Annotated in this window: 16 protein-coding genes, 2 pseudogenes and 1 riboswitch; of the genes and pseudogenes, 11 read left to right on the plus strand and 7 right to left on the minus strand. The window is 39.0% G+C overall.

All coding sequences use genetic code 11. The annotated features are described in order from the left end of the window. Window positions 1–57: 57 nt before the first annotated feature. The gene (locus tag BSM4216_RS15435) at window positions 58–279 is read right to left on the minus strand and encodes a P-loop NTPase family protein (RefSeq protein WP_053083266.1); all 222 of its coding nucleotides are present in this window, start codon (window positions 277–279) and stop codon (window positions 58–60) included. A gap of 1,018 nt (window positions 280–1,297) precedes the next feature. Here BSM4216_RS15435 and BSM4216_RS15440 point away from each other — a divergent pair. Continuing rightward, complete coding sequence (locus BSM4216_RS15440; RefSeq protein WP_003354904.1) at window positions 1,298–2,590, plus strand: CitMHS family transporter; 1,293 nt, start codon at window positions 1,298–1,300, stop codon at window positions 2,588–2,590. 75 nt (window positions 2,591–2,665) lie between these two features. On the opposite strand, the gene BSM4216_RS15445 is transcribed toward BSM4216_RS15440, so the two are convergent. Beyond that, window positions 2,666–3,694, minus strand: coding sequence for a DUF3048 domain-containing protein (locus BSM4216_RS15445; protein ID WP_048624290.1), 1,029 nt, complete (start codon window positions 3,692–3,694; stop codon window positions 2,666–2,668). Between the two features lie 453 nt (window positions 3,695–4,147). Between BSM4216_RS15445 and BSM4216_RS15450 the strand changes: the two genes are divergently transcribed. From BSM4216_RS15450 to BSM4216_RS15465, 4 genes are all read left to right on the plus strand, one after another. Beyond that, window positions 4,148–5,824 (plus strand): glycosyl hydrolase family 28-related protein, encoded by a 1,677-nt coding sequence (locus BSM4216_RS15450; protein ID WP_082142363.1) that lies wholly within the window; start codon window positions 4,148–4,150, stop codon window positions 5,822–5,824. Between the two features lie 387 nt (window positions 5,825–6,211). Further along, window positions 6,212–6,781, plus strand: coding sequence for a CBO0543 family protein (locus tag BSM4216_RS15455; RefSeq protein WP_048624291.1), 570 nt, complete (start codon window positions 6,212–6,214; stop codon window positions 6,779–6,781). Window positions 6,782–6,953: 172 nt separating this feature from the next. After that, window positions 6,954–7,149: riboswitch (cobalamin riboswitch) on the plus strand. Window positions 7,150–7,290: 141 nt separating this feature from the next. After that, entirely contained in the window at window positions 7,291–9,570 is a 2,280-nt protein-coding gene (gene metE, locus BSM4216_RS15460) for a 5-methyltetrahydropteroyltriglutamate--homocysteine S-methyltransferase (RefSeq protein ID WP_048624292.1), read from the plus strand. A gap of 388 nt (window positions 9,571–9,958) precedes the next feature. Beyond that, the gene (locus tag BSM4216_RS15465) at window positions 9,959–10,762 is read left to right on the plus strand and encodes a glycosyltransferase family 8 protein (protein ID WP_048624293.1); all 804 of its coding nucleotides are present in this window, start codon (window positions 9,959–9,961) and stop codon (window positions 10,760–10,762) included. A gap of 568 nt (window positions 10,763–11,330) precedes the next feature. On the opposite strand, the gene BSM4216_RS15470 is transcribed toward BSM4216_RS15465, so the two are convergent. From BSM4216_RS15470 to BSM4216_RS15480, 3 genes and pseudogenes are all read right to left on the minus strand, one after another. Then, window positions 11,331–12,509 carry an RNA-guided endonuclease InsQ/TnpB family protein gene (locus BSM4216_RS15470; protein WP_048624294.1) on the minus strand — a complete coding sequence of 393 codons (1,179 nt, stop codon included), beginning with the start codon at window positions 12,507–12,509 and terminating at the stop codon, window positions 11,331–11,333. Next, window positions 12,472–13,122 carry an IS607 family transposase gene (locus BSM4216_RS15475; RefSeq protein ID WP_048624295.1) on the minus strand — a complete coding sequence of 217 codons (651 nt, stop codon included), beginning with the start codon at window positions 13,120–13,122 and terminating at the stop codon, window positions 12,472–12,474. The genes BSM4216_RS15470 and BSM4216_RS15475 overlap by 38 nt, the downstream gene beginning before the upstream one ends. A gap of 275 nt (window positions 13,123–13,397) precedes the next feature. Beyond that, window positions 13,398–14,111: pseudogene (locus BSM4216_RS15480) on the minus strand (polysaccharide deacetylase family protein). A 375-nt stretch (window positions 14,112–14,486) separates the two neighbouring features. Between BSM4216_RS15480 and pepT the strand changes: the two are divergent. The 4 genes from pepT to BSM4216_RS15500 all read left to right on the plus strand — a co-directional run bounded on the left by pepT (window position 14,487) and on the right by BSM4216_RS15500 (window position 19,633). Then, the gene (gene pepT / locus BSM4216_RS15485; protein ID WP_003354897.1) at window positions 14,487–15,725 is read left to right on the plus strand and encodes a peptidase T; all 1,239 of its coding nucleotides are present in this window, start codon (window positions 14,487–14,489) and stop codon (window positions 15,723–15,725) included. A 281-nt stretch (window positions 15,726–16,006) separates the two neighbouring features. After that, on the plus strand, window positions 16,007–17,128 hold the full coding sequence (locus BSM4216_RS15490) for a 5-methyltetrahydropteroyltriglutamate--homocysteine S-methyltransferase (protein ID WP_048624296.1): 1,122 nt from the start codon (window positions 16,007–16,009) through the stop codon (window positions 17,126–17,128). 274 nt (window positions 17,129–17,402) lie between these two features. Beyond that, the gene (locus tag BSM4216_RS15495) at window positions 17,403–18,317 is read left to right on the plus strand and encodes a DMT family transporter (protein ID WP_048624297.1); all 915 of its coding nucleotides are present in this window, start codon (window positions 17,403–17,405) and stop codon (window positions 18,315–18,317) included. Window positions 18,318–18,442: 125 nt separating this feature from the next. Beyond that, on the plus strand, window positions 18,443–19,633 hold the full coding sequence (locus BSM4216_RS15500; protein ID WP_048624298.1) for an oxalate decarboxylase family bicupin: 1,191 nt from the start codon (window positions 18,443–18,445) through the stop codon (window positions 19,631–19,633). Window positions 19,634–20,008: 375 nt separating this feature from the next. On the opposite strand, the pseudogene BSM4216_RS15505 reads toward BSM4216_RS15500, so the two are convergent. Beyond that, window positions 20,009–20,464: pseudogene (locus BSM4216_RS15505) on the minus strand (ABC transporter ATP-binding protein); the annotation flags it as partial. A 35-nt stretch (window positions 20,465–20,499) separates the two neighbouring features. After that, the gene (locus tag BSM4216_RS15510; protein WP_048624299.1) at window positions 20,500–21,135 is read right to left on the minus strand and encodes a TetR/AcrR family transcriptional regulator; all 636 of its coding nucleotides are present in this window, start codon (window positions 21,133–21,135) and stop codon (window positions 20,500–20,502) included. 396 nt (window positions 21,136–21,531) lie between these two features. Between BSM4216_RS15510 and BSM4216_RS15515 the strand changes: the two genes are divergently transcribed. Together BSM4216_RS15515 and BSM4216_RS15520 are read left to right on the plus strand one after the other, a co-directional pair. Then, window positions 21,532–21,990: a MarR family winged helix-turn-helix transcriptional regulator gene (locus tag BSM4216_RS15515; RefSeq protein ID WP_048624300.1), complete on the plus strand. Its 459-nt coding sequence runs from the start codon at window positions 21,532–21,534 to the stop codon at window positions 21,988–21,990. A gap of 90 nt (window positions 21,991–22,080) precedes the next feature. Further along, window positions 22,081–23,703, plus strand: a complete 1,623-nt coding sequence (locus tag BSM4216_RS15520) for an MDR family MFS transporter (protein WP_156179276.1) — start codon at window positions 22,081–22,083, stop codon at window positions 23,701–23,703. Window positions 23,704–23,960: the final 257 nt, after the last annotated feature.

Genomic DNA, 23,960 nt, shown 5'->3' on the forward strand with positions numbered 1-23,960 from the left:
AGTATGCAATTATAATTAAAGAAACAATAAATATAATAGAATACATTATCCTCATCGCTACATCTCCTTTAATTTTCCATTTGACATTAAATAAATTTTATTTGCTAGTTCACGCTGTAAATCTTTCAAGTGGCTAACAAATAAAATCGCTCCCCCATTTTTGCTATATGTTTTTAATAAATCTATCGCTATTTCCTGGGATTTTTGGTCTAACGCTGTAAATGGTTCATCAAGAAAAATTATCTCAGTTTTTCTTGCAAACATTGCGATAAAAAACAATTTATGTTTCATACCAAAAAAATAGTTTTAATAACAAAATTTGTCTATATAATTGCAGGAAAATTCGAATTTAAATAAAAAAACAGTCTTGTTGTTGCTTAAAAAAGGCAAGATGTTGTTAAAACAATTTATAATAGTCCCCCCATAAAACTAGACACGAAATGAGGAGGCGTTAAAGTAGGTTTATGGAGAAAACGATATACAACAGATTATAAATTCCAGCTCGTACTAAAGGTCCTAAAAAGGGAAAAACGATGAATGAAATTCCTCTCTCAATGGGATTCACTTGAATCAGATCAGGCAATGGAGAAATGTATTTCTTGAACAATGCCTAGTTGTTTGCGAAAGTAAATAAAAGAGTTGTCACAAAACGATTGAAATTACCCAATTTCAACGAGATGATATTCCCCACATTATGAACGTTTAATTCGACAACCACGAAGGATAAATGACTGCTTTTTCTTTTTCGTGGAAATGGTACGAATCACCTTTAATGTTAAAGATCTGAAATGGCTGTTGCTATTACATCGTTGCCGAATACTTTTCCCCTTTCAAGATAAGATTAATTCCCAAAAAATAGATATTGTGATGATATACATCTGCATGGCTGGAACGAAAAATCAAGACGCTCAATCAAAAATCAGGAGTCTCCAATTTTAAGAGAGTGGGATAAATTATTCGCCGTGTCAAGGAGAACGTGGAATCCAGAGCCGAGTAAGAATTAGTCGCAAACGTTTCTATCATGATATTTTGTCGGAGAAGGCGACTGCTAGAGAAACTTTCTGGATTTTCTAAAACCATACTGCATGTCATCCATCCTAGTTAGTCTATCAAGAGATTTACATAATATTTAGGACTTGAGCTTTATATGAGAGGCACTAGTGGTAATACGGTTTTTTTGAGATCGCGAATAAAAAACAAAATATTCTAAAAACACTTTAATTTTCTCGTTGAAAACGATTACTAAACTTCCCCCTATTTGATATACTTAATAAAAAACATTGCTTGAGGTGATAAGATGCTTGCTGTACTAGGTTTCCTCATGATCATTGTCTTTATGTTTCTCATTATGACAAAACGGCTTTCAGCCATGATCGCCTTGATGATCATCCCGATCCTTTTTGCTCTCATAGGCGGATTTGGAAAAGACATTGGAACGATGGCGCTTGACGGGGTTAAAAGTGTCGCTCCAACCGGAATTATGATTTTATTCGCCATTCTTTATTTTGGACTCATGATCGACGCCGGAGTATTTGATCCCATCATTGCCAAAATCCTGAAAGTCGTAAAAGGCGATCCATTAAAAATCGCCATCGGGACAGCTGTATTGACACTTCTTGTTTCGCTGGACGGAGACGGCACAACCACTTATATGATTACGATTTCCGCTATGCTGCCGCTTTATAAACGAATTGGCATGAAGCCGCTTATTTTGGCGGGCATTGCGGTTTCCGGATCAGGCGTAATGAATCTGCTCCCTTGGGGTGGACCGACAGCCAGGGCAATGAGTGCATTAAATCTGGAAACTTCTGATCTCTTTACACCGATCGTCCCTTCTATGATAGGAGGAGTAATATTTGTTTTATTGATGGCTTATTGGCTTGGAAAAAAAGAACGAAAACGAATCGGTATTATGGAGATCGATCAAAGCACTCTAGTCGAGCAAGCAGCAGCTTTAGAAGAAGATTCCAATAAACGTCCACATCTGCTGTGGTTCAACGCCTTGTTAACTGTTGCTCTATTAATTGGATTAATTCTGGAAATTCTTCCAACTCCGATTTTGTTTATGGCGGGTTTTGCGATTGCCGCTATCGTAAATTATCCTCGTTTAGAAGATCAAAAGGAGCGAATTGCTGCTTACGCAGGAAACGCATTATCGGTTGTGTCCATGATTTTTGCAGCCGGAATTTTCACAGGTATTTTATCGGGAACGAAAATGATTGATGCGATGGCAAATGCATTGATATCCCACGTCCCGGAAGCTTTGGGTCCCCACTTTGCGATTATAACAGCGATTTTAAGCGCTCCTTTTACGTTCATTATGTCCAATGATGCGTTTTATTTTGGAGTCCTTCCGTTAATTTCAAAGGCAGCCTCCGCCTATGGAATTGATCCTGAGGCTATTGGAAGAGCCTCGCTTTTAGGCCTGCCCGTTCATTTATTAAGTCCTCTGGTGCCATCCACCTATTTACTGGTTGGAATGGTCGGCGAAGAATTCGGCGATTTGCAGCGAGCCTTCTTAAAATGGGCATGTGGTTCCACCATTGTCATGATCATCGTAGCCGTCATCATCCAGGTGATTCCGTTTTAAGCTTTATTTAAAAAGGTTGCCGAGGCTTTCCCATTTTTGAAGAAAGCCTCCCTTATAAATGAAGCTCAATGCTGCCTATGAAAAGGAAACGGAATCGAGGCTTTTGACAATATTGATCCATGTTTTGCCGGGAACGAATGGAAGAGAGTGCCCGTTTTCGTACGGCAAAATCCTGCCGTTTTCGTTTCTCCATTCCACTTCTCGGCACACGCCCCGTTGAATCCAATAGGCTTTTCCACCCGAAGTTAAATCAATCTCTCTCCGCCCTTTGCTGTCAATAACACGATGGATCGTTTCGATAATCAACAGATTATCCACTAAAACAGGTTTTTTCGTTTCTGCATCCATTGTTGGCTCTCCACCGGAATAGCGTTCCATTTTTTTCGATTTAGCATCGAACCGATAATCTGCATTAAAAAGTGAATATTTGGAATAAGCTATATGAACGTTCTCTACCTTGCGTCCGGAAAGATGCTTCGATTCGTTATCCGTATAAAAAGGGAGCGGCCTGGGCGCAGGAGTCATTTTGAATTGCTTTTCGGCAGCTCCTTTTTGAATGTTTTCAAAGGTGATGTAGGAATTGTGGGGCGCCTTTCTGTCCTTTGACCGTTTAAATAAAGTGCCATCATACTGAATGCCATTCAGATTATCAATCAAGCCCGATTGGAGCATTTGTTTCGCCTCCGGGCTATAGCCGTGAGCGATAAACAGGCTATCGTAGCCCTTCGCCAAATCAATCATGTAATCTCTCGCGCTGCGGACAGGCCCTATTTTATCGGGCTTTTGGCTTTGAAAAATGGCCAGAAACCGAGTAATATCACCTTCGGCCAGCACTTCATACACAATATCAGCTGATTGAAGCCCTGATTGCGGCCGAGCTTTCGGATGATTATTTATGACCACAGCCACTGCGCGATCACTAGGCTTTTGATTGGTCCAGATCCCAGTCAACGGGTAACGATATCGTACTTCGTGTTTGTCCGTGTCGGAAACTTTTTCTTGAATTCGGTCTCGATCATTCCGTGAATTTTCTTTGCCGCTGCCGGCACATCCCGATAATGTCAAAATCATGATACAAGCTGCTGCTAACCATTTTTTCAACATAAACATAATCCCCTATTCTTATAATATGGACTTCTTCCCACCATCTTTTTGAAACGGCGATGATTCTTTTCTTGATCGCTGCTGGTTGAACTCTCCCTCTCATAAGGCATATAAAATGAAATAAATTTACATTTGAAAACAGCTCGCTAAAAAACGTACATTCCCTATTGATCATTCTTGTCAAATTTCTCTGTCAGCAACCGTGTACACGTCGATTCTTAAACTATGGAACTGTCTTGCAATCGGTTTGTTCGAGAAAAAAAGCAAATGTCCGCAAATGAACCGCTTTTGTCAATATATGTTTCCGGCAGAAAACGGGTATAAGCTTATGAATTGATTTTCTCCTAAAACAAGAAGAAAGTATTTTAAAGGATGAATACAACTTGAAAACAAAATAATCCTTCTTCTTGTTACAAGGTTATATAAGCCCAAATGGAGAATACTACAAAATACATGAACCTTGTCGCCAAGTTTTTCAAGGGAGTGAAAACATTGCTTTGCTTAGATAAGAATCACGATCCTATCAAAAATAAAGATTTGATTGCAAACCTTTTGGATACGAAAACAGATTTGAAAAATGTCATCAAGGAGACCGATGAACTTTTTGATCGATATAGCAACAAGAGAAAGCAACGAAATCCTTTCACCGCTTCTGTGCTTTCTGTCATCAAAAAAACAACAAACTTTTTACCTGTCCAAAAAAGGAACGATATTTCATGGGAGACAGATCTTGATGAGAACGGTTTTGTTTATCCAATATGGAAAAACCTTTTAGATCAAGAATACATCCATTTAATGTCCAAGATTGATAGGATCGTAAATGTGTTAGATTACGGAGCTATAGGAGACGGAAAAACCGACAATACCAAAGCGTTTCAAAAAGCGATTGGGAACGGGCGGGTAATAGTGCACGTGCCGGAAGGTATTTTTTTAACAAAAGGAATCAAACTGCCTTCTTGGACATGCTTAATCGGAAAAGGAAAAGGCATCACAACCATCAAGCTTCATCCCGATGCCCCCATCGAGACAAGATTAGTGACAAATGCCAATCATCGGAAAGGAAATCACCATATTTTGGTAAAAGGGATGAGTTTAGACTGGAATATAGAACGGCTCGGGAACACGGAGCGTACGAGCGCGGGCGGGCATAGTTCCAGCTGCTTCACATTCGCCAATGTCAAATATGGATGGGTCAAACAGGTGGAAGCCATTAACCCCGGCCTGCATTGTTTTGATGTGTCCTCAACCCGCTATCATTACGCAGGAGACGGAAAACGCGCCCGAGGCCGAAGCCGGTACATTTGGCTTGACCAATTAAACGGATATGGGTTTGGCGATGATGGAATCACCACTCATCACAGTGACTACGTTTTTATTTCCAACAGCCACATGTGCGATCCAAGCGGAAGAGCCCATCCAAAAGGGATATCCAATTCCAACGGCATCGAAGTGGATGATGGATCCAGAAACATATGGCTCGTCCATAACTCGACGTCAAGATGCTTCGGCGGCGTAGAAATTAAAGCCCACCACAATGCTTCGGCAGCATCCAACATCTACATCATCGGACATTTATCCGTCCACGATAACCGTTCTTATAACTTCCGTCATATCGGACACCATAAAATCTCGGATCCCGAATCAAAGACGGCTTATAACATAAAGGCGACAATGATGGTGTCAATCGCGCCGATCTATACAGATTTATATCAGCATTCTTCCCCCAGGGGACTGGTTGTTTCTGCCTATCGGAACGTAGTCATCAACCATTTTACATTAATAGGCGACCCGGATTATGACTACAAGGGAAATCCTGTGATCGCCATTCAGTATCGGGCGCGCAATATCGTGTTGAATCATGTGTCGATACGGAATTTCCATACAGCGGGTGCGGATATTAAGATCTTTGGCGGTCCACAGCGGGCAGATGACGTCACCATTCGCCATTCAACCATCCGCCAGTCCGCTCCTCTGGCCATTCAGATTGGTGCCGGAGTTCAAAATATCCACGTTCATCACTTGAAAGCCTTTAATCCAAACGGCAAATGCGGGCTGAAAACCGTAGAGTTTCCCCCCTCCATTTCCAATTTTCAAGCTGTGGGCTATAAAATGCCGATTTGTATAAAATAAAAATTCCATCAGGGGAGTTTTTTCATCCTCCCCGATGGTTAGTGGAACTAATCGGTACTTTGGGGCCGTTGTTCTTACGCCAAGTCATCCGTAGTTGATCTTCATTCCCATAACGACCATATAACATCTTTTCCTGATCTGTTCAATCCGGATAGGGAAGCGGAGAGTTCATTTCAACCTTCGAAATCTTCTCTTTGCGGTGGTAATTTTTCCTTTTATTTCTTATTCCCAATTCTACTTTTCCATCATCTGCAACGAGAAAAAAGATGATTCATGTGGGATCAAAGATCTAATAAATCTAATTATGATTTCCTTAGTGCATGTCGTATATTTTTCGTCTTTTAGGTAACCATAAATATAGAGAAACGAACAGGAAGGTGGGATTTTATGAACCAACATCAACAGCAATTATTCGATTATGTAACAAAATTACAACAAAAAGTAAGTATCTTACATGCAGACTATTGGGCACAATATTCCAGTTTTCATACATGGCAATTTTGGGTGGTTGTGTTAATGCTCATCGTTCCCTTAATTGTTTTAGCTTTTACGATAGACAGAGAGAAAATTTTTTTAATTGGATTTTATGGCTTTAATATACATGCTTGGTTTGCATATATTGATACATACGGGGTAAGGACAAGATTATGGGGATATCCCTATGAAGCCATTCCTTACTTTCCTAGTTTTTCATTGGATGCCTCCCTTGTTCCGGTCGTCTTTATGCTCGTCTATCAATGGACGTTGAATCACAATAAAAATTTTTATCTCTATTCCTTTCTTACCGCCTGTGTATTCGCTTTTATCGTGAAACCGATTTTGGCCAGCCTTGGTTTATTAGTCGTATTTGACGGGGTGAACTATTTTCACATTTTGATCGTATACTTGATCACATTCTTAATTTCTCGGATTGTAACAAAGATCTTTTTATTGGGTGAAAAAAAACCGGCTCATTAAACTTTAACGAACCATTCTGAAATCGATTGAAAAAATGCTTAACAGATCCTACTTTCGATGGAGAGTGAACCCTCACTCTCCTATTTTTTGCTCCCTTGACAATTACCACCGATCATGATATCTTGACGTTACTGTTTTTCTATAATTTATAATATAAATTATTTTTTTACAATTTAATATTGTGGGAACAGGTTCCAAAGACGATTTTTGTCCTTGGATGAAAAGGGAAGCCCGGTGCAAATCCGGCACGGTCCCGCCACTGTAAGAGGCGAGCAATGCCGATGCAGCCACTGGCCGAAAAGGCTGGGAAGGTCGGCAAAAAGCGATGACCCTTAAGTCAGGAGACCTGCCTGTTCTGACAACACTGCTTTTACCTACGGGAGATAGGGAGGTGTTATGAATGGAAAAAACAGGGTATTTTACACCCTTTTTTTGGCATTTCTAACTCCTTATCGAACGTTAGAAATGCCTTTTTATTTGGGGAAATTAATTAGGGAGTGAAAAAACACATGAAATCAAGCAATCTTGGTTATCCACGTATTGGTGAAAATCGAGAATGGAAAAAAGCATTGGAACAATTTTGGAAAGGCCAAGTGGATGAAAGCCAGTTTCTACAGACGATGGAATCCATTCGGCATCAACACTTGAAAAAACAGCATGAAATCGGGATTGACCTTATCCCCGTCGGCGATTTTACGTTTTACGATCAAATGTTGGACACGGCAACTATGTTTGGATTAGTACCGGAACGATTTAATTGGAAAGGAAATGACATTCCCCTTTCTGTTTATTTTGCCATGGCGCGCGGCAGCGACACTGCGCATGCTTGCGAAATGACGAAATGGTTCAATACAAACTACCATTATATTGTGCCTGAATGGAACAACGCCCAACCAAGACTCATTGAAAACAAGCCGCTGAAAGCGTACCAAGAAGCAAAAAGGAAGCTTGGAATCTTAGGAAAACCTGTACTGATCGGGCCATATACCTTCATCAAACTGTCCAAAGGATATAAGGAAAAAGAGCTCCCTGCCCTTATTTTGCAGCTTCTTCCTCTTTATGAACAAATTTTACAGGAATTGCAAAATGAAAAGGTAGAATGGCTGCAAATCGATGAACCTATTCTCGTTACTTCTATTTCCAAAGAGGAAATGAAAACGATCCAGTTCATTTATCATCAATTGCATGAGGCGGCACCAAACTTAAAAATTATGCTGCAAACATACTTTGATTCCGTCGATTGGTACCAAGAGCTTATGGACTTGCCGATTCAAGGAGTCGGACTCGATTTTGTCCATGGCGGCGAAAACAACTTAGAATCACTGCTTACTCACGACTTTCCCGACAATAAAGTGCTCGCGGCTGGCATCATTGACGGACGGAACATCTGGCGGTCTGATTTAGCGGAAAAACGTCATCTCATTGAAAAGATCACTTCTGTCGTTCCGGAATCGATGCTGTGGATTCAACCTTCTTGCAGCTTAATTCATGTACCGGTAACGACGAAGAACGAAACAAAATTAGACAAAATCATCAAACAATCGTTGGCTTTTGCGGATGAAAAATTAACCGAAATTGTGTTCCTGGCAAGAGATCAACACGGGGTGGACGACGCTTATTTTCAAGAAAACCAACAAATCATCCAAACATGGAAAAACCATTCGGAAAGACATCGCCAAAGTGTACAGCATGCTCAAAAAAACTTACAACATGTATCAGCGAAAAGAAAATCGCCTTATTCCATTCGCCAATCCGTCCAAAAAGAAGCGTTCGACCTCCCCATTCTTCCGACAACGACTATCGGCAGTTTTCCGCAAACAGCTGATATCCGCAAGGCAAGGCAAAAATGGAAAAAAGGCGAATGGAATGAACAGCAGTACGAACAGTTTATTCAGCAGCAAATTGAAAAATGGATTTGTCTACAAGAAGAGATAGGACTGGATGTATTGGTTCATGGTGAATTTGAAAGAACCGATATGGTGGAGTTTTTTGGGGAGAAACTGGGAGGATTCGCTTTTACCGAAAATGGTTGGGTCCAATCGTATGGCTCACGCTGTGTCCGTCCCCCTATTATCTACGGCGACGTAGAATTTTTACAGCCGATGACCGTGAAAGAAAGCGTCTATGCACAATCATTAACGGACAAGCCTGTAAAAGGGATGCTTACGGGACCGGTGACGATTTTAAACTGGTCGTTTGTTCGCGATGATAAATCTCGTCAAGAAGTATGCGAACAAATTGCGCTCGCTTTAAGAAAAGAAGTGGAAGCATTAGAATCAGCAGGCATTGCGATGATCCAAGTAGATGAACCCGCTTTGCTGGAAGGATTGCCTTTGAAGGATCATGACAAGCAAAACTATTTGAATTGGGCCGTGCGGGCATTCCGAATCACCACCTCAACAGTCCAAGATACAACGCAAATTCATACTCATATGTGCTATTGCGATTTTGCTTCTTATTTAGAAGACATCAGCAAAATGGATGCGGATGTGATTTCAATTGAAACATCCAGAAGCCATGGCGAAATTATCCCTGTCTTTGAAAAACAAACGTACGACAAAGGAATCGGACTAGGCGTTTATGACATCCACAGCCCTCGAATACCAACTGTAGAAGAGATGGCCGCTATTATTGAAAAGTCATTACAAGTGTTGGATCCCGGCCAATTTTGGATTAACCCTGACTGCGGTTTAAAAACAAGAAGTGAAAAAGAAGCGATTGCCTCTTTAAAAAACATGACGGCTGCAGCCGACGAAATCAGAAACAAACTAAAGGAAACCATACGCTAACTTTATACGCTGAAAAGAAAGGGGCGCGGCTTGCCCCTTTCTTTCATTATGAATCTAATATATCTTTTCCATATCATGAAAAACACTATGTTATCGCTGTTGCTGAAGGGGTACTTATGACCCCTTATGAATGAACAAATCTCACAATCTTCTTTCAATCTATGAACGGTTAAAAAGAACCTTTTCAACTTTCCAAAATAATTTAGAAACCAAAGAAATAAAATGCCCCCGGATCCCCTTGTCTATACTCCCCTTTTCTCGTTCAAAACAAACGATTTTCCCATATTAGATTAGTTCTCATCTATGAAAAAATTTTCATTTTATAATAAAATGATATAAGACTGTTTTGTTTTTCTTAATAAAGGTAAATTCGTAAGGGTGTATGCACATGATGAACATTCTTGTGACACTGAATGCCAATTACTTACCCCCGCTGAAAGTACTATTACATTCACTGTTCTGCAACAACAAAAACGAGTCATTTTCCATCTATCTTCTATATTCCGACATACCGGATCAAGACATAAAAACTTTGGAGCAATACATATTCTCAAAAGGACATCGTTTCACTCCCATATTCGTAGATTCGAAATGGTTTCAAGATGCACCTGTATTTCGGCACTACACATCCGAAATGTATTATCGGCTGGCCGCTTATCAATTTTTGCCGGAGGATGTCGATCGAATATTGTATCTTGATCCGGATATTGTTTGTATTAATCCGATCACAGATTTTTATTGGACCGATTTTGAAAATTGCTTATTTGTCGCTGCCGAGCACGAACATTCTGCTAAAATGGCGCGGGCAATCAACAAATTGCGGTTGCGTACACCAAATGCGAAGGGCTATTTTAATACAGGTGTGTTGTTGATGAACATGGCGTCTATCCGAAAAGAAGTGAATATCGAAGAGATCTACCAGTTTATCGAAAAAAACAAATTAAAACTCGTTCTCCCAGACCAAGACGTATTGAATGCTTTATATTGGGATAAAATCAAGCCGGCAGACAGCCTGAAATACAATTACGATGCCCGCTATTATGAACTTTCGAAACTGATCCCTAAGCGAAAACACACTATCGACTGGATTCGCCGCAACACCGTTTTAATCCATTATTGCGGAAAAGACAAGCCTTGGCATAAACAGTACAAAAATGAACTCAAGTGTTTTTACGATCAATATAAGGAATGAAGATTTCAGAATAACGGAACCATAAAACATTGTTAACACTACAGACAATATTATTTTAATGTCTCTCATTCCAAGACTTTCAAGATAAAAAAGTAAGAGCTGTATGCGAAGATCTACGCGTACAGCTCTTTCGTTCTGTGGTGAAAAGGGTTAGAAACGCCCCATCTCTACTCGAATTTTGTTTATTAAAATTCGTTTAATTGGAATGTATTTTCCGTAATTCGACACTAAATCCAATGATGCCAATAAGACCAGAAATAGCAAAAGTGAAAGGAATTACAAGTGAATGAAATGACGGTGTTTCAAGAAACAAGCGATACACCCCATAAACGCATACAATAAGAGAACTTATTAACCCGATTACAGTCCTTGTCTTTATTTTGAATACCGTTACAGAAAACTTATAAAAAGTTATAATTTCCTACAACTTTTATGTTTCATTACTTCTTCATCGTGTCTGCTTTCACGTCTATCTATTAAACAGATCGCTACTTGCATTTGGTGTAACACTCCAAAGTCGTAAATTCCCGACTAACGAATCGGTACATGTCTGCATTAACTTGCATTGTTAAGATGCAGATTCTAAAACATTTTCACCATATTTTTTAAGATTTATAGACGCTTGATAATCTCGATCAACAATATTTCCACATTCGCATTCAAAAGTTCTATCGGATAACTTCAAGTCTTTTTTAACTTTTCCGCAACAAGAACACAACTTAGAACTTGGAAACCATCTATCCGCCAAAATGAAGCGAATATTATTCCAATTTGACTTGTATTCAATTTGTCTTCTAAATTCATGGAAACATTGTTGTTGAACAGATTCAGCTAAATGTTTATTTTTCATCATACCTTTTACATTCAAATCTTCTAAAACAATAAACATTGGTTTTCTGTTTACGATTTCAGAAGTGATTTGATGTATGTAGTTATGACGAATATTCGTTAGTCTTCGTGAAACTTTTAAAAGTTGCTTTTCACTTTTTATAATGTTGTTGGTTTTCCTGTAACGGTTTCCCTCCCTTCCTTTTTCATATTTTCTTGATATTTTGCGTTGCAACCTACGCTTTTTCTTCTCTAATTGCCTAATTCTTTTTGTTTTATTAATATTTCCATAAACTTTACCATCAGAACAAACAGCTAAATCTTTTATTCCTAAGTCAATACCTATCCCTTCTGTTTTTGAAGGAGAATAATCACTATCTGTTTCTATTCCAACAGATACCCACCAATTCAAACCATCAAATGTAAATCGAGGATTCGTATACTTAACATTTTCACCAAATGGAATACGTCCTTTCTCAGCTAATCGAATCCAATTTATCTTTTGTTTATTCGACTTCTTACTTGAAGCAAATCCTTCTACTTTTACATGTGTTTTTGTGAATTTAATTTTCACATTGTCTTGATAAAAACTAGGTGTAGATTTCTTTTTACTCTTGAATTTTGGATATTTTGATAGTCCTTTAAAAAATCGTTTGTAAGCATCACAAGCATCTTTAATCGCTTGTTTCGTTACATTATTGCTTACATAATTCAACCAATTAAATTCATCAAGTTTTTTCATTTGAGTAAACTGTTTTCTCAAAGTTGAATCATTGATGAATTTACCACCATTTTGATAATTTTCTTGTTGCTTTGCAATTGTCCAATTATAAGCAAATCTAGCTGTATTCGCATATAGAAATAATTTAGTTTTTTGCTTATTATTTGGTTTCAACATCACTTTTATTGACTTTATCATTTAGCAACTCCTCATTTTCCTCAATTAATTCATCTACTAACTTTCTAGTTTTATTAGCACGTTTTCCTTGTAATCTACAACTAAATACTGTAACAATCTGTATTAAATCTTCTACAAGTTCTTGTTCATCTGTTTTTTCAGTGCTATCTAAAACTTCAATCTCACACCCATTAAGGTTTGCCATATACTCAACCAATTCAAAACCAAATCTAAGAAGCCTATCTTTATAGAATACTACTATTTTATCTACTTCTTTGTTATTTATCATTTTGATTAGTTGACGCAAACCTTTTTTCTTGTAATTAATCCCACTACCAATGTCTTGAATGATTTCATATTCAACATTTAACGATTCTAAATATTTTTTCATATTTTCAACTTGTCTTTGCAAATCATCTTTTTGTTTATTAGAAGAAACTCTGCAATAACCAACCACTTTTTGACTAGTTTCTTTAATACCAAGTACCTCTTTAAGTTGATCGTGAGAATAATATCTATAGCCGTTTGAGCCAGTATGATGTGGTTTTAATTTTCCACTTTTGTCCCAATTTCTTAAAGTTTGTGGCGTTCGATTGATTAATTTGGAAAATTCATGAATGCTATAATATCTCATGCTATATTCCTCCTTAAATTAAATATAGCATGAAAAAATTATAAAGTCAATAAAAATTTTATAACTTTTTATAAGTTATTTAAAACTGTTTAAGCCTCCGTAGAACTTATGGAAAGTTTTATATGGTTATATGAACACGCTTATTCAATATATTGGCAAAGTCGCTAACATGATAACAGGAATCTGCTAATATTTTCTTTTTTCCTAAAATCACTAATGAAGTGATGTAAACCTCAATAGTTTACATATAGTATGAATGTCCACCCATTTTCAGACTAATTGTTTTTCCATTTTTGCAACTGATTCACCGTGACGAATTTGTAGCCTTCTTTGGACAAGGCCGCTAATATTCCTTCAATGGCTTTTAACTCTTTTCCCGTATCATCATACATTGGATGCATCAAAATAATAGACCCGGGTTTCACATTTTTTTCTACATAATCGACTTTGTCAGAAACGGAAGTATAATAGGTGTCTGGTTCAAGATTCCAAGTGATGGTATCCATATGATGTTTATTTAAGTAATACTAATACGGTAATCCCACCAATTTTTTGCCATTAGGTGGTCGAAAATCGATGGGCCCTTTATAACCTGTTTTTCTGATTAACGTATTGGTTTTTTCAATTTCCTGTTGAATAAAGGAAGGGGTTTTAAAGACCATTCGCTTATGGGAATAGCTATGATTGCCAATTTGATGTCCTGCTTGTGCTATTTTCTTTCCTTCCTCCAGATTCTTTTCCAACTCATTCCCAATGACAAAAAAAGTGGCTTTCGCATTGTATTTATCCAAAAGAGGCAACAGTTGAACGACATTCTTTGTAGGCCCATCATCAAAGGTCAAAGCCACAACTTTTTGACTTGTTTCAACCTGGTTGGTTAACCCTCCGAATAGCTGGTATGTTCGTGAATTCATTAATTTGTAAGTACCATACAAAAGAAGAAAAATGGCCAGGAAAACGATTCCGACTACAAAAATTCTTTTTTTCATACATTTACCTCTACTTCTTATTTAGTTTTAATGAAATGTTTAAAGGTCATATTATTATATCAAAAATCGTATGCCATAGATTTTTATTGAGAAAGCCTAAACATTCGGTCGATTCAAAGCCTTGAAAATAAAAAAGTGAGTGCTAAAAACCATTGTTGGACTTAAAATAAAATTTTTCTTGCATTTTGGATCAAAATCTCAATCGGCTTACGAGTTTCATTGAAAACGATCTTTGTCAGCAAAAAAGAAGGTGTTCGCGTGAAAAAAAGGAAAATAAAAAATTGTTGGTTTTCTCGATTGTAGAAAACATCCGAGAAAGTATGTATCCTCTCGGAAGAGTATAATATAAAATAAAACGTGAGGAGATGAACGAAAATGAAAAAGGAAGTAATGGAAAGATTTATTTCTTATGTCAAAGTGGACACTCAATCTGATGAAAACAGCAACACTTGTCCATCTACTCCCGGCCAGTGGACGCTTGCCCGCATGCTTGTGGACGAATTAAAAGCGATCGGCATGGAAGATGTGACAGTGGATGAAAACGGCTATGTGATGGCCACTCTTCCGGCCAATACGGAAAAAAATGTCCCGACCATTGGATTTTTGGCCCATCTGGATACAGCGACTGATTTTACCGGTGCCGGCGTTCAACCGCAAATTGTCGAAAACTATGACGGCGGTGACATTATCTTAAATAAATCTCTAAATGTCGTACTTTCGCCAAAAGATTTTCCTGAACTGGCTAACTATAAAGGCCACACGTTGATTACCACTGACGGCACCACTCTTCTCGGCGCCGATGATAAAGCGGGGATTGCCGAGATCATGACGGCTATGGCTTATTTATTGGATCATCCAGAAATTAAGCACGGAAAGGTAAGAGTGGCGTTTACACCGGATGAAGAAATTGGAAGAGGTCCTCATAAATTCAATGTAGACGCTTTTGATGCAAAATATGCTTACACAGTGGACGGCGGCCCACTCGGCGAACTGGAGTATGAAAACTTTAACGCTGCCGCTGCCAAAATTACGATCAAAGGCAACAACGTACATCCCGGAACAGCGAAAGGGAAAATGGTGAACTCGACAAAGATTGCCATGGAACTCCATCGTAAACTGCCGGAAAAGGAATCACCTGAATATACGGAAGGATACGAAGGATTCTATCATTTGCTTGCGATCAACGGTGATGTCGAACAAACAACTTTGCACTACATCATCAGGGATTTTGATCGAGAACAATTCAACGCCCGAAAAGCCCAATTAGAAAAGATTGTAGAAGAATTCAGAAATATATACGGGAAAGATAATATTTTGTTGGAACTCAAAGATCAATATTATAATATGAAAGAAAAAATCGAACCGGTCAAAGAAATTGTCGACATTGCGTACGAAGCGATGAAAAATTTAGACATTGAACCGAAAGTTACACCGATCCGAGGAGGTACCGACGGCGCACAGCTATCGTACATGGGCCTCCCGACACCTAATCTTTTTGCAGGCGGAGAAAACTTCCACGGCAAATATGAATACATTTCCGCCGACAATATGGTAAAAGCAACGAACGTGATTATTGAAATCATCAAACTGTTTGAACAAAAGGCCAATGCATGATCCTTACCGTTATGTTTTGGCTAAAAAACACATCAAACGAACCCATCTTACATCTGGGTTCGTTTTTCTTTTTACAGACAATCAGAAAACAGAATTTTGGTAGAAAAGAAGCTAAGATCCTTCAATTTCTTTTTTAAATAGGGCCACATTTCCGAGAAATAGAATCAAGTATGCAGAAACGATCGATATGACAGACCTGTTTTATGTTTCAAAATATTTACTTCTATCTGAATATTTGATACCATTTAATTTAATTATTTAAAGGAAGGAAGGGAACAACTTTGGAACAACACACAATTCAATCACTGCAAACCAAAAAACCGCCGTTTCGTGCGGATCAAGTGGGCAGTTTGTTAAGATCAAAACGGATTCAAAAAGCTCGTTCTCAAAGAGCAGCAGGCGAAATAACAGCTGACCAATTGCGGCTGATTGAAAATGAAGAAATCGCACGGATCGTTGAAAAACAAAAAGAAATCGGGCTTCAAGCCGTGACAGATGGTGAATTTCGCCGAGCATGGTGGCACTTTGATTTCCTTGAAAACCTTGACGGCGTCGAAAGCTATGAAACAGAAAGCGGCATTTCATTTCATCAAATGCAAACAAAGTCTCATGGAATTAAAGTGACAGGAAAATTGGATTTCACAGACCACCCTATGCTGGAAGATTATCAATATCTCCATAGCATCGCCGGCAGCCATATTGCTAAAATGACCATTCCAAGTCCAAGTATGCTTCATTTAAGAGGCAAAATCGAAAAAACCGCTTACGGGGACGAAGAAGAATTTTTCCATGATTTAGCTAAAACTTATCAAAAGGCGATACAAGCTTTTTATGATGCAGGCTGTCGCTACTTGCAGCTCGATGATACGTCTTGGGGCGCCCTGTGTTCAACCGAGAAAAGAGAAGAAATGCTGGCTCAAGGAGTAGACCCCGATCAATTGAGCACTACATACATGAAGTTAATAAACGAAGCTGTGGCGGTCCGTCCGGATGATATGACGATTACCATGCACATTTGCCGTGGCAATTATCGCTCGACATGGTTTTCTTCCGGCGGCTATGAGCCGGTAGCAGAAGTCCTGTTTAACGGATTGAATATAGACGCCTTTTTCCTCGAATATGACAGCGACCGAGCTGGCGGCTTTGAACCGCTCCGATTCGTGAATCGATCCGATTTGAAAATTGTGCTCGGCTTAATCACATCAAAAGCGGGAGAACTGGAAAATCCAGACGATATTAAACGGCGCATTGATGAAGCCTCCCATTATGTTGATTTAAACCAATTATGTTTAAGCACACAGTGCGGTTTTGCTTCAACAGAAGAAGGCAACTTGTTAACGGAAGAACAGCAATGGGCGAAACTGCGCCATGTCGTTCAAATTGCCCAAGATATATGGAAATAATAAAATGTATTTAGAAAGACATATCATTCCGGTATTCACGGGTGATATGTCTTTTTATCAATGAAACCGAAACGTCGATTTTATGTTCTCTAAACAACACCGCCCCCCCAATCTGAAACGGATCGATTTTCCCATCAACACAAAATGATTTAAAAAATTTCAAAAGGATCATGAACGGAAATCGATTTTTTATTTTTGTGAATGCGACTCAATGAATCTTTAGGAACTATTGTAAAGATTCATTGAAAAACGGAAAGAAAAGCGAGGAATAGCGATGAAAAAATACCAAGTCTTTTTGTTTCTAGTCCTAGCCAATTTATTTTGGGCAGGTAATTATGTGTTCGGAAAATATGTAGTGGCCGAAATGTCTCCTTTACAAATGACATTTTCCCGTTGGGTGATTGCGATCTTTCTTTTATTCCCTCTCGCTCATTGGATTGAACGTCCGGATTGGAAAAACGTTTGGAACCAGTGGAAAATTCTCATCGTTCTGTCGCTGTTGGGGATTTTAGGGTATAACCTTCTTTTATATGAGGCCTTGCGGTTTACGACCTCCTTAAATGCAGCGCTGGTCAATTCGATCAATCCGGCAGTCATCGTCCTTTTTTCCGCCATTCTTTTAAAGGAAAGAATTTCGCTGGTGAACGGCTTCGGCCTCGTCATTTCCCTTCTGGGGGTTCTTCTTGTTTTAACGAAAGGACACTTGGAGCAAATTTTTCTCATTGACTATAACCGAGGCGATCTCTTCATGCTCTTGGACATCCTCGTTTGGACGTTTTATTCCATTTTAGGGAAAAAGATTCAAAACGTTCCCCCCATTTCTGCTACTGCGGTATCCGTATTATTGGGATTGGTGATGCTTCTTCCTTTTATTCTTGTTTCCGGCGTCCACTTTCCTCTTAGCAAAGAAGCCGCGATAGGAATCTTATACATTGGAATTTTTCCCTCCGTCGGATCTTTTGTTTTCTGGAATGCGTCCATTCGGGAAATTGGCCCCAGCCGAGCGGGAATTTATTTGAATTTGATCACGGTATTTACCGCTCTTCTAAGCCTGCTCATGGGGAACCCTATTACTTTCGTGCAGATTTTAGGAGGACTCCTCGTCTTTATCGGCGTCTATCTGTCCAGCCAAAAAAGAAGGCAAGAACAGGCCGCCCTGTTAAACCAACAAAAAATAAGTGCGAAATAGCGACACATAAATAGATTTCACCAACCAAATGCAAGCCATAAAGAATAAAACATACACACAACAAAGCGATCATAGAATGGAGATAAATGACTTATTGCATGATCTGAGGAAGGGGAGCGTGTTTCATGGACAATCGAACTCGGAATCAGCATTATTATGGCCATGTGCCTCATCCTATAAGAGATGATGGCGCCGGTGCAACCGATTTCGGTCCGCGGGACATCATGAGGGACCTGGAGAACCCCGACATGCTGGTTCCGCCTGCCACCGATGCCGGAACGATCCCTAACTTGAAGTTCTCTTTTTCCGACACCAATATGCAGTTAAATCATGGTGGTTGGTCACGAGAAGTAACGGTAAGACAGCTGCCGATCGCAACCACACTGGCAGGCGTGAACATGCGTCTGACCCCTGGGGGTGTTCGTGAGCTGCATTGGCATAAACAAGCGGAATGGGCCTTCATGATTATGGGCCGGGCGCGCATCACCGCCGTCGATCAGAACGGTCGGAACTTTATTGCGGACGTCGGCCACGGGGATCTATGGTACTTTCCCCCCGGCATTCCACACTCCATCCAAGGGCTTGAAGAAGGCTGCGAGTTTCTGCTTGTTTTCGATGACGGCAACTTCTCCGACTTCGACACCTTCTCCATCTCAGATTGGTTCGCGCACACACCGAAAGACGTACTGTCCGCAAATTTCGGCGTATCAGAAAACGCCTTTGCTCATATACCCAAAAAACAACGATACATTTACCAATCAAAAGTTCCCGGTCCTTTGGAGAGCCAAAAGATACCGGACCCTTATGGAACGGTGCCCAAAAGCTTCACACACCGGTTGCTTGCGCAGGAACCGCTCGTCACTCCGGGCGGGACAGTGCGTATAGTCGATTCCACCAACTTCCCCATTTCAACTACCGTTGCGGCGGCATTGGTAGAAATCAAGCCAGGCGCTATGAGGGAAATGCATTGGCACCCGAATAACGATGAATGGCAGTATTACCTATCGGGCACGGGACGCATGACCGTATTCGCAGCAAATGGCAAGGCGCGAACTTTCAATTACCGGGCCGGCGATGTAGGATATGTGCCGTTCGCCTTCGGACACTACATCCAGAACACCGGTGACCAAAGCCTATGGTTTCTGGAGATGTTCAAGAGTGACCGTTTTGCCGATGTGTCACTAAATCAGTGGATGGCGCTTACTCCTCGGGAGCTGGTAGCGGACAACTTGCATGCAGGACCAGAATTGATGAACGCACTACGTAAAGAAAAATGGCCGGTTGTTAAATACTCCAATCAACAACGACAAGTTTAATACGACCAAACCGTTGATCATTTCTGTGAGCTGTCTGCCGACTCCAAAATTAGCTGTCGCTTATAATGATTTTTTACATCACAAACACAAGGAAAGATTGAAAAATCCTGTGCATTCGCTAAGTCTCACTCCTTGCCCTCATCTTCAATCTCCCAGTGAGCAGATCTTGCCTCCGCAAATGGTTATCCATGATTCATTTCACCTTATTTGAATCATTCACTGTTACACAAAGATTTCGCAACTTTATCCTATTGAACCAACAAGCACAAAGCATTTTATCCAGTTATTAAAGACAAGTTTAAACCATGACTTTTTAGTCATGGTTTTCGCTCTTTTTGTCAATAACTGATTATCAATTTATTTTTTATATCAAAAAATCATCAGCTTTGGCTCATGGAGCAGCGCTTGAACGATCCCAACCTTCTTTTTGTTCTCCAAAGATAAATCATCTATTTTTTTATTCAGATCCAAATCCATTATTTCAGCTAATTCTTTCATTCTCTTGCTGCAATCTTTTTTATAAAAGCTGGCTGAATATTTCAGCAAATCTATCACCTTCATATTGTCATAATAAAAAACTTCTGAAGGCAAATACCCGATGTCTTTTTTGATTTCAGGAGCATATTTTATACAGTCTTTTCCGAAAATCTTGGCATTTCCGCTTGTCGGATAAATGAGAGACAATAACGTTCTTATGGTCGTCGACTTTCCCGCACCATTTGGTCCGATGAATCCAAAAATCTCACCTTGTTCAACCGTAAAACTAATATCCGTAATTCCTCTTGCCTTTCCATAGGTTTTCGTCAAGTGGTTGATTTCAATGACATTCATTCTTTGAACCCCCTTTTTTAATAATGCAGACTTTCTCAATCTTCGGTTTCATCATAAAAAGATTCCTTAAGCAGATTTAAATAATGATCCATTTCCGATAATATTTCATCCATATCGAAATGCTTCAAAGAGAATTGCTTCATCTTTTTTTGCTGTTCATTTGATAATCCTTCCATCGTCCACATGATAATTTTGATAGCTCTGTTTATATCAAGGCCTTGTTTAAATTTTGAAGTATCAATATCGGTAAATAATTTTTGATAGCTGCTGACCAATATTTCGTTATTCCTTTGCTCTAACTCTTTTTTTACCTCGTCGGATTCTTCTTGAGAGGCGGCTATAAAGAAATTGAAGATATCGGGATATTTCTTCATTAATTCAAATTCCAGGACTGCGCATTCTCGCCATCTCATGAACAAGTCTTTTTCATTCCAATCGATTTTCGCGTAAAACTCATCCATGATCATCTCTACAAAATAGTCATACAAAAATAAAAACAATTCCTTTTTATTTTTGAAATAGTGAAAAAGCAGCCCTTTTGAGATATTGGCTTCTTTTACAATCCCATTGGTGGACGCTTTTTCATAACCATGTTTGGCAAATTCTTTTAGTGCCGCATTTAAAATTCGTTCTTGCTTTTCTGGATTTATTTGAAAGAAATTGGAAAACAAATGATGATCCCCCCATTTATTTACCGTTATTGACCGATTTGGTCAATTTCATCATAACCTATTGACCAATTAGGTCAATAGAATATAAAATGAAATTTCCTGATGCATCCTATCCTCAAGAGGAATGTTCAAAACTTGATCGGAATATCATATAAAGTTTTGTGAAAAAAATACCGTTTGTATGAAAAGGTTCATCCTGCAGATTTTTTTGACATGAAAAAAGAACGATAAATAGAGGATGTTTCCATAAATGAGTGAATATAACTCGTTAGTATTAAAAAAAACCATTGATTTTTATTTAAATACCCTTTATATTTAATGGAATGGAATTTTATATAAAATAAATATTTATAAAGTTTATATTTATCTCCATTAATTAATAAGGGGAATCCTATTATGAGGGATGTTTGCGACTACATTGCACGAATTCAATCGGCCAGTCACTTCGTTTACCAAAAAATACATCCGGAAATGTCGGAAAGTCTACATGATCATGGGATAACACCTACACAACTATTTGTTCTGTCTTTATTAAAAACACAAGGAAGATGCAACATTTCTCAATTAGCCGATCACCTGGGTGTAAAACCAAGTGCCGTAACATTTATGATGGATCGCCTTGAACAGAACAAACTCATTATGCGCGAGCATGATCAAAAGGATAGAAGAGTGGTCAATATTAGACTGACCAAACAAGGAGAAAATATGTTGGAAACCATTTTGGAAAGTAGAAAAGCCACCATAACCAAATACCTTTCCTATTTGACAGAAGATGAACTTTCGTTTATGGCGGAGACCGCCGAAAAACTTGCAAATTACACAGAAAAAGAACAAATAGAAGAACGAACAGACTGAAGGATAAAGGATCAACATGTTGTTTCGTTAACTTAAGATAACGAAACATCCCGTTTATAGATGATACAAAAGAAAAAAGGAGCTATGGATATGGATAAAACGATGGATACAAATCATAATCGTACGATATTATTGATTGGTCTTATTATTGCGATGTTCTTTTCTGCGCTTGACGGAACCATTGTGGGAACCGCTATGCCAAAAATCGTAGGAGACCTAGGCGGATTAAGTATGATGACATGGCTTACTACCGCTTATTTGCTTACTTCTACTACTATTGTTCCGATCGCAGGAAAATTATCGGATTTATTAGGCCGCAGAGTGGTATATGTTGCAGGACTGATTATTTTTATGGGGGCATCAGCACTTTGCGGAATGGCCCATAACATGACAGAGCTAATTATCTATCGTGGTATACAAGGAATTGGCGGCGGAATCATGATGCCGATGGCTATGATTGTCATCGGGGATACATTTACGGGAGAGCAGCGCGCCAAATTCCAAGGAATTTTTGGCGGAATTTATGGCCTCGCTTCTGTCATTGGTCCGCAAATCGGCGGATGGATTGTCGACTCATTAAACTGGAAATGGGTATTTTATATCAACCTCCCTGTTGGAATTTTAGCCACCATCTTTATCGCCTTAGGATTACAAAAACACAAACATACAGGCCCTATTCACTTTGACATTGCCGGTATGTTTACGATGATGGTCGGAACCGTCAGCTTGCTTCTTGCGCTTAGTTTAGGCGGAAAAGACTACGATTGGAATTCATGGCAAATTATCGGTCTGTTTGCATTGGCAGCCATCGGTTTAGTGAGTTTCGTGATCGTGGAAAGGAAAGCGAAAGAACCGATTCTTCCTTTGCATTTGTTCAGAAATAGAACATTCGTTTTCTTGAATTTAATTGGATTCTTTATGACGATTGGAATGTTTGGAGCCGTTACGTTTGTTCCGTTTTTTATGCAAGGCATTATTGGAGTCAGTGCTACTCAATCCGGAACGATCATGACACCGATGATGATTTCCATGATTATTACAAGCATTATCGGCGGCCAGTTCGTTTACAAGATGGGCATCAAACTGCAAATCATGATAGGGATGTTCATTATGGCCGGTGGACTCTTTTTATTAACTACTTTAGATATGGATACAAGCAAGTTAGTCGCAACATCTTATATGGTTGTGATAGGTTTAGGGTTAGGGTTCGTGATGCCAACAATTACTTTGGCTCTTCAAGAAAGTTTTTCAAAGCAAGAACTGGGGGTTGTCACCTCTTCCAGCCAATTTTTCCGTTCTATTGGAGGTACTTTTGGCATTACCGTTTTAGGAGCTGTCATGAATAGCACATCCGGAACATTATTGACAGACAAACTAGTTCCATTTTTAAATACATTGCCTGCACAGGCGGGACCTATCGTATCAAAATTTAAACAGATGATAGCAGACAATCCAGAAGGTTTGTTCCAAATGCTCTTTAATCCAAAAACGTTGAAACAGATGCCTCCTGAATTGTCCAATCAAATGGTGCCGATTTTAAAAACATCCTTAATGGATTCCTTGCATAGCGTGTTTTTTGTAGGTTTATGGTTTGTCGTAGCTGGAGCAGCGTGTACCCTTTTCTTAAAACAAATCCACTTGTCGAACAAAAAAGGTGAAAAAGAATCGAAACTGAAAAATAGAAAAAAAGTCGTTGCTACCAATTCGAATTAAATGAACGAAAATATCATTCATCAAAGGGCTGTTTGCAATGATTTCAATATAACAAGTTCCATCTTTTCTTAGCAACAGCCATGCGAAAAAGAAGCCGTCCATTTGGATAGCTTCTTTTTTTCGTTTGGCGAAGTAATAGATAACTAATTTTTTGCAAAAATAACAGTTCCCGTGTAAATAAACTCCGTCTAATTGAAAAAATCCTTTTCTTTGAAGATCTTCGGATTATCTAAATGATTTCATATGAACGGAAGAAA

Source organism: Bacillus smithii, from assembly GCF_001050115.1.
GTDB classification, from domain to species: Bacteria; Bacillota; Bacilli; order Bacillales; family DSM-4216; genus Bacillus_O; species Bacillus_O smithii.

Coding starts and splice junctions, on each gene's coding strand:
- BSM4216_RS15440 (WP_003354904.1), top strand. CDS start 1,298: ATGCTTGCTGTACTAGGTTTCCTCATGATCATTGTCTTTATGTTTCTC.
- BSM4216_RS15445 (WP_048624290.1), bottom strand. CDS start 3,694: ATGTTGAAAAAATGGTTAGCAGCAGCTTGTATCATGATTTTGACATTA.
- BSM4216_RS15450 (WP_082142363.1), top strand. CDS start 4,148: ATGAACCTTGTCGCCAAGTTTTTCAAGGGAGTGAAAACATTGCTTTGC.
- BSM4216_RS15455 (WP_048624291.1), top strand. CDS start 6,212: ATGAACCAACATCAACAGCAATTATTCGATTATGTAACAAAATTACAA.
- metE (WP_048624292.1), top strand. CDS start 7,291: ATGAAATCAAGCAATCTTGGTTATCCACGTATTGGTGAAAATCGAGAA.
- BSM4216_RS15465 (WP_048624293.1), top strand. CDS start 9,959: ATGATGAACATTCTTGTGACACTGAATGCCAATTACTTACCCCCGCTG.
- BSM4216_RS15470 (WP_048624294.1), bottom strand. CDS start 12,509: ATGATAAAGTCAATAAAAGTGATGTTGAAACCAAATAATAAGCAAAAA.
- BSM4216_RS15475 (WP_048624295.1), bottom strand. CDS start 13,122: ATGAGATATTATAGCATTCATGAATTTTCCAAATTAATCAATCGAACG.
- pepT (WP_003354897.1), top strand. CDS start 14,487: ATGAAAAAGGAAGTAATGGAAAGATTTATTTCTTATGTCAAAGTGGAC.
- BSM4216_RS15495 (WP_048624297.1), top strand. CDS start 17,403: ATGAAAAAATACCAAGTCTTTTTGTTTCTAGTCCTAGCCAATTTATTT.
- BSM4216_RS15500 (WP_048624298.1), top strand. CDS start 18,443: ATGGACAATCGAACTCGGAATCAGCATTATTATGGCCATGTGCCTCAT.
- BSM4216_RS15515 (WP_048624300.1), top strand. CDS start 21,532: ATGAGGGATGTTTGCGACTACATTGCACGAATTCAATCGGCCAGTCAC.
- BSM4216_RS15520 (WP_156179276.1), top strand. CDS start 22,081: ATGGATAAAACGATGGATACAAATCATAATCGTACGATATTATTGATT.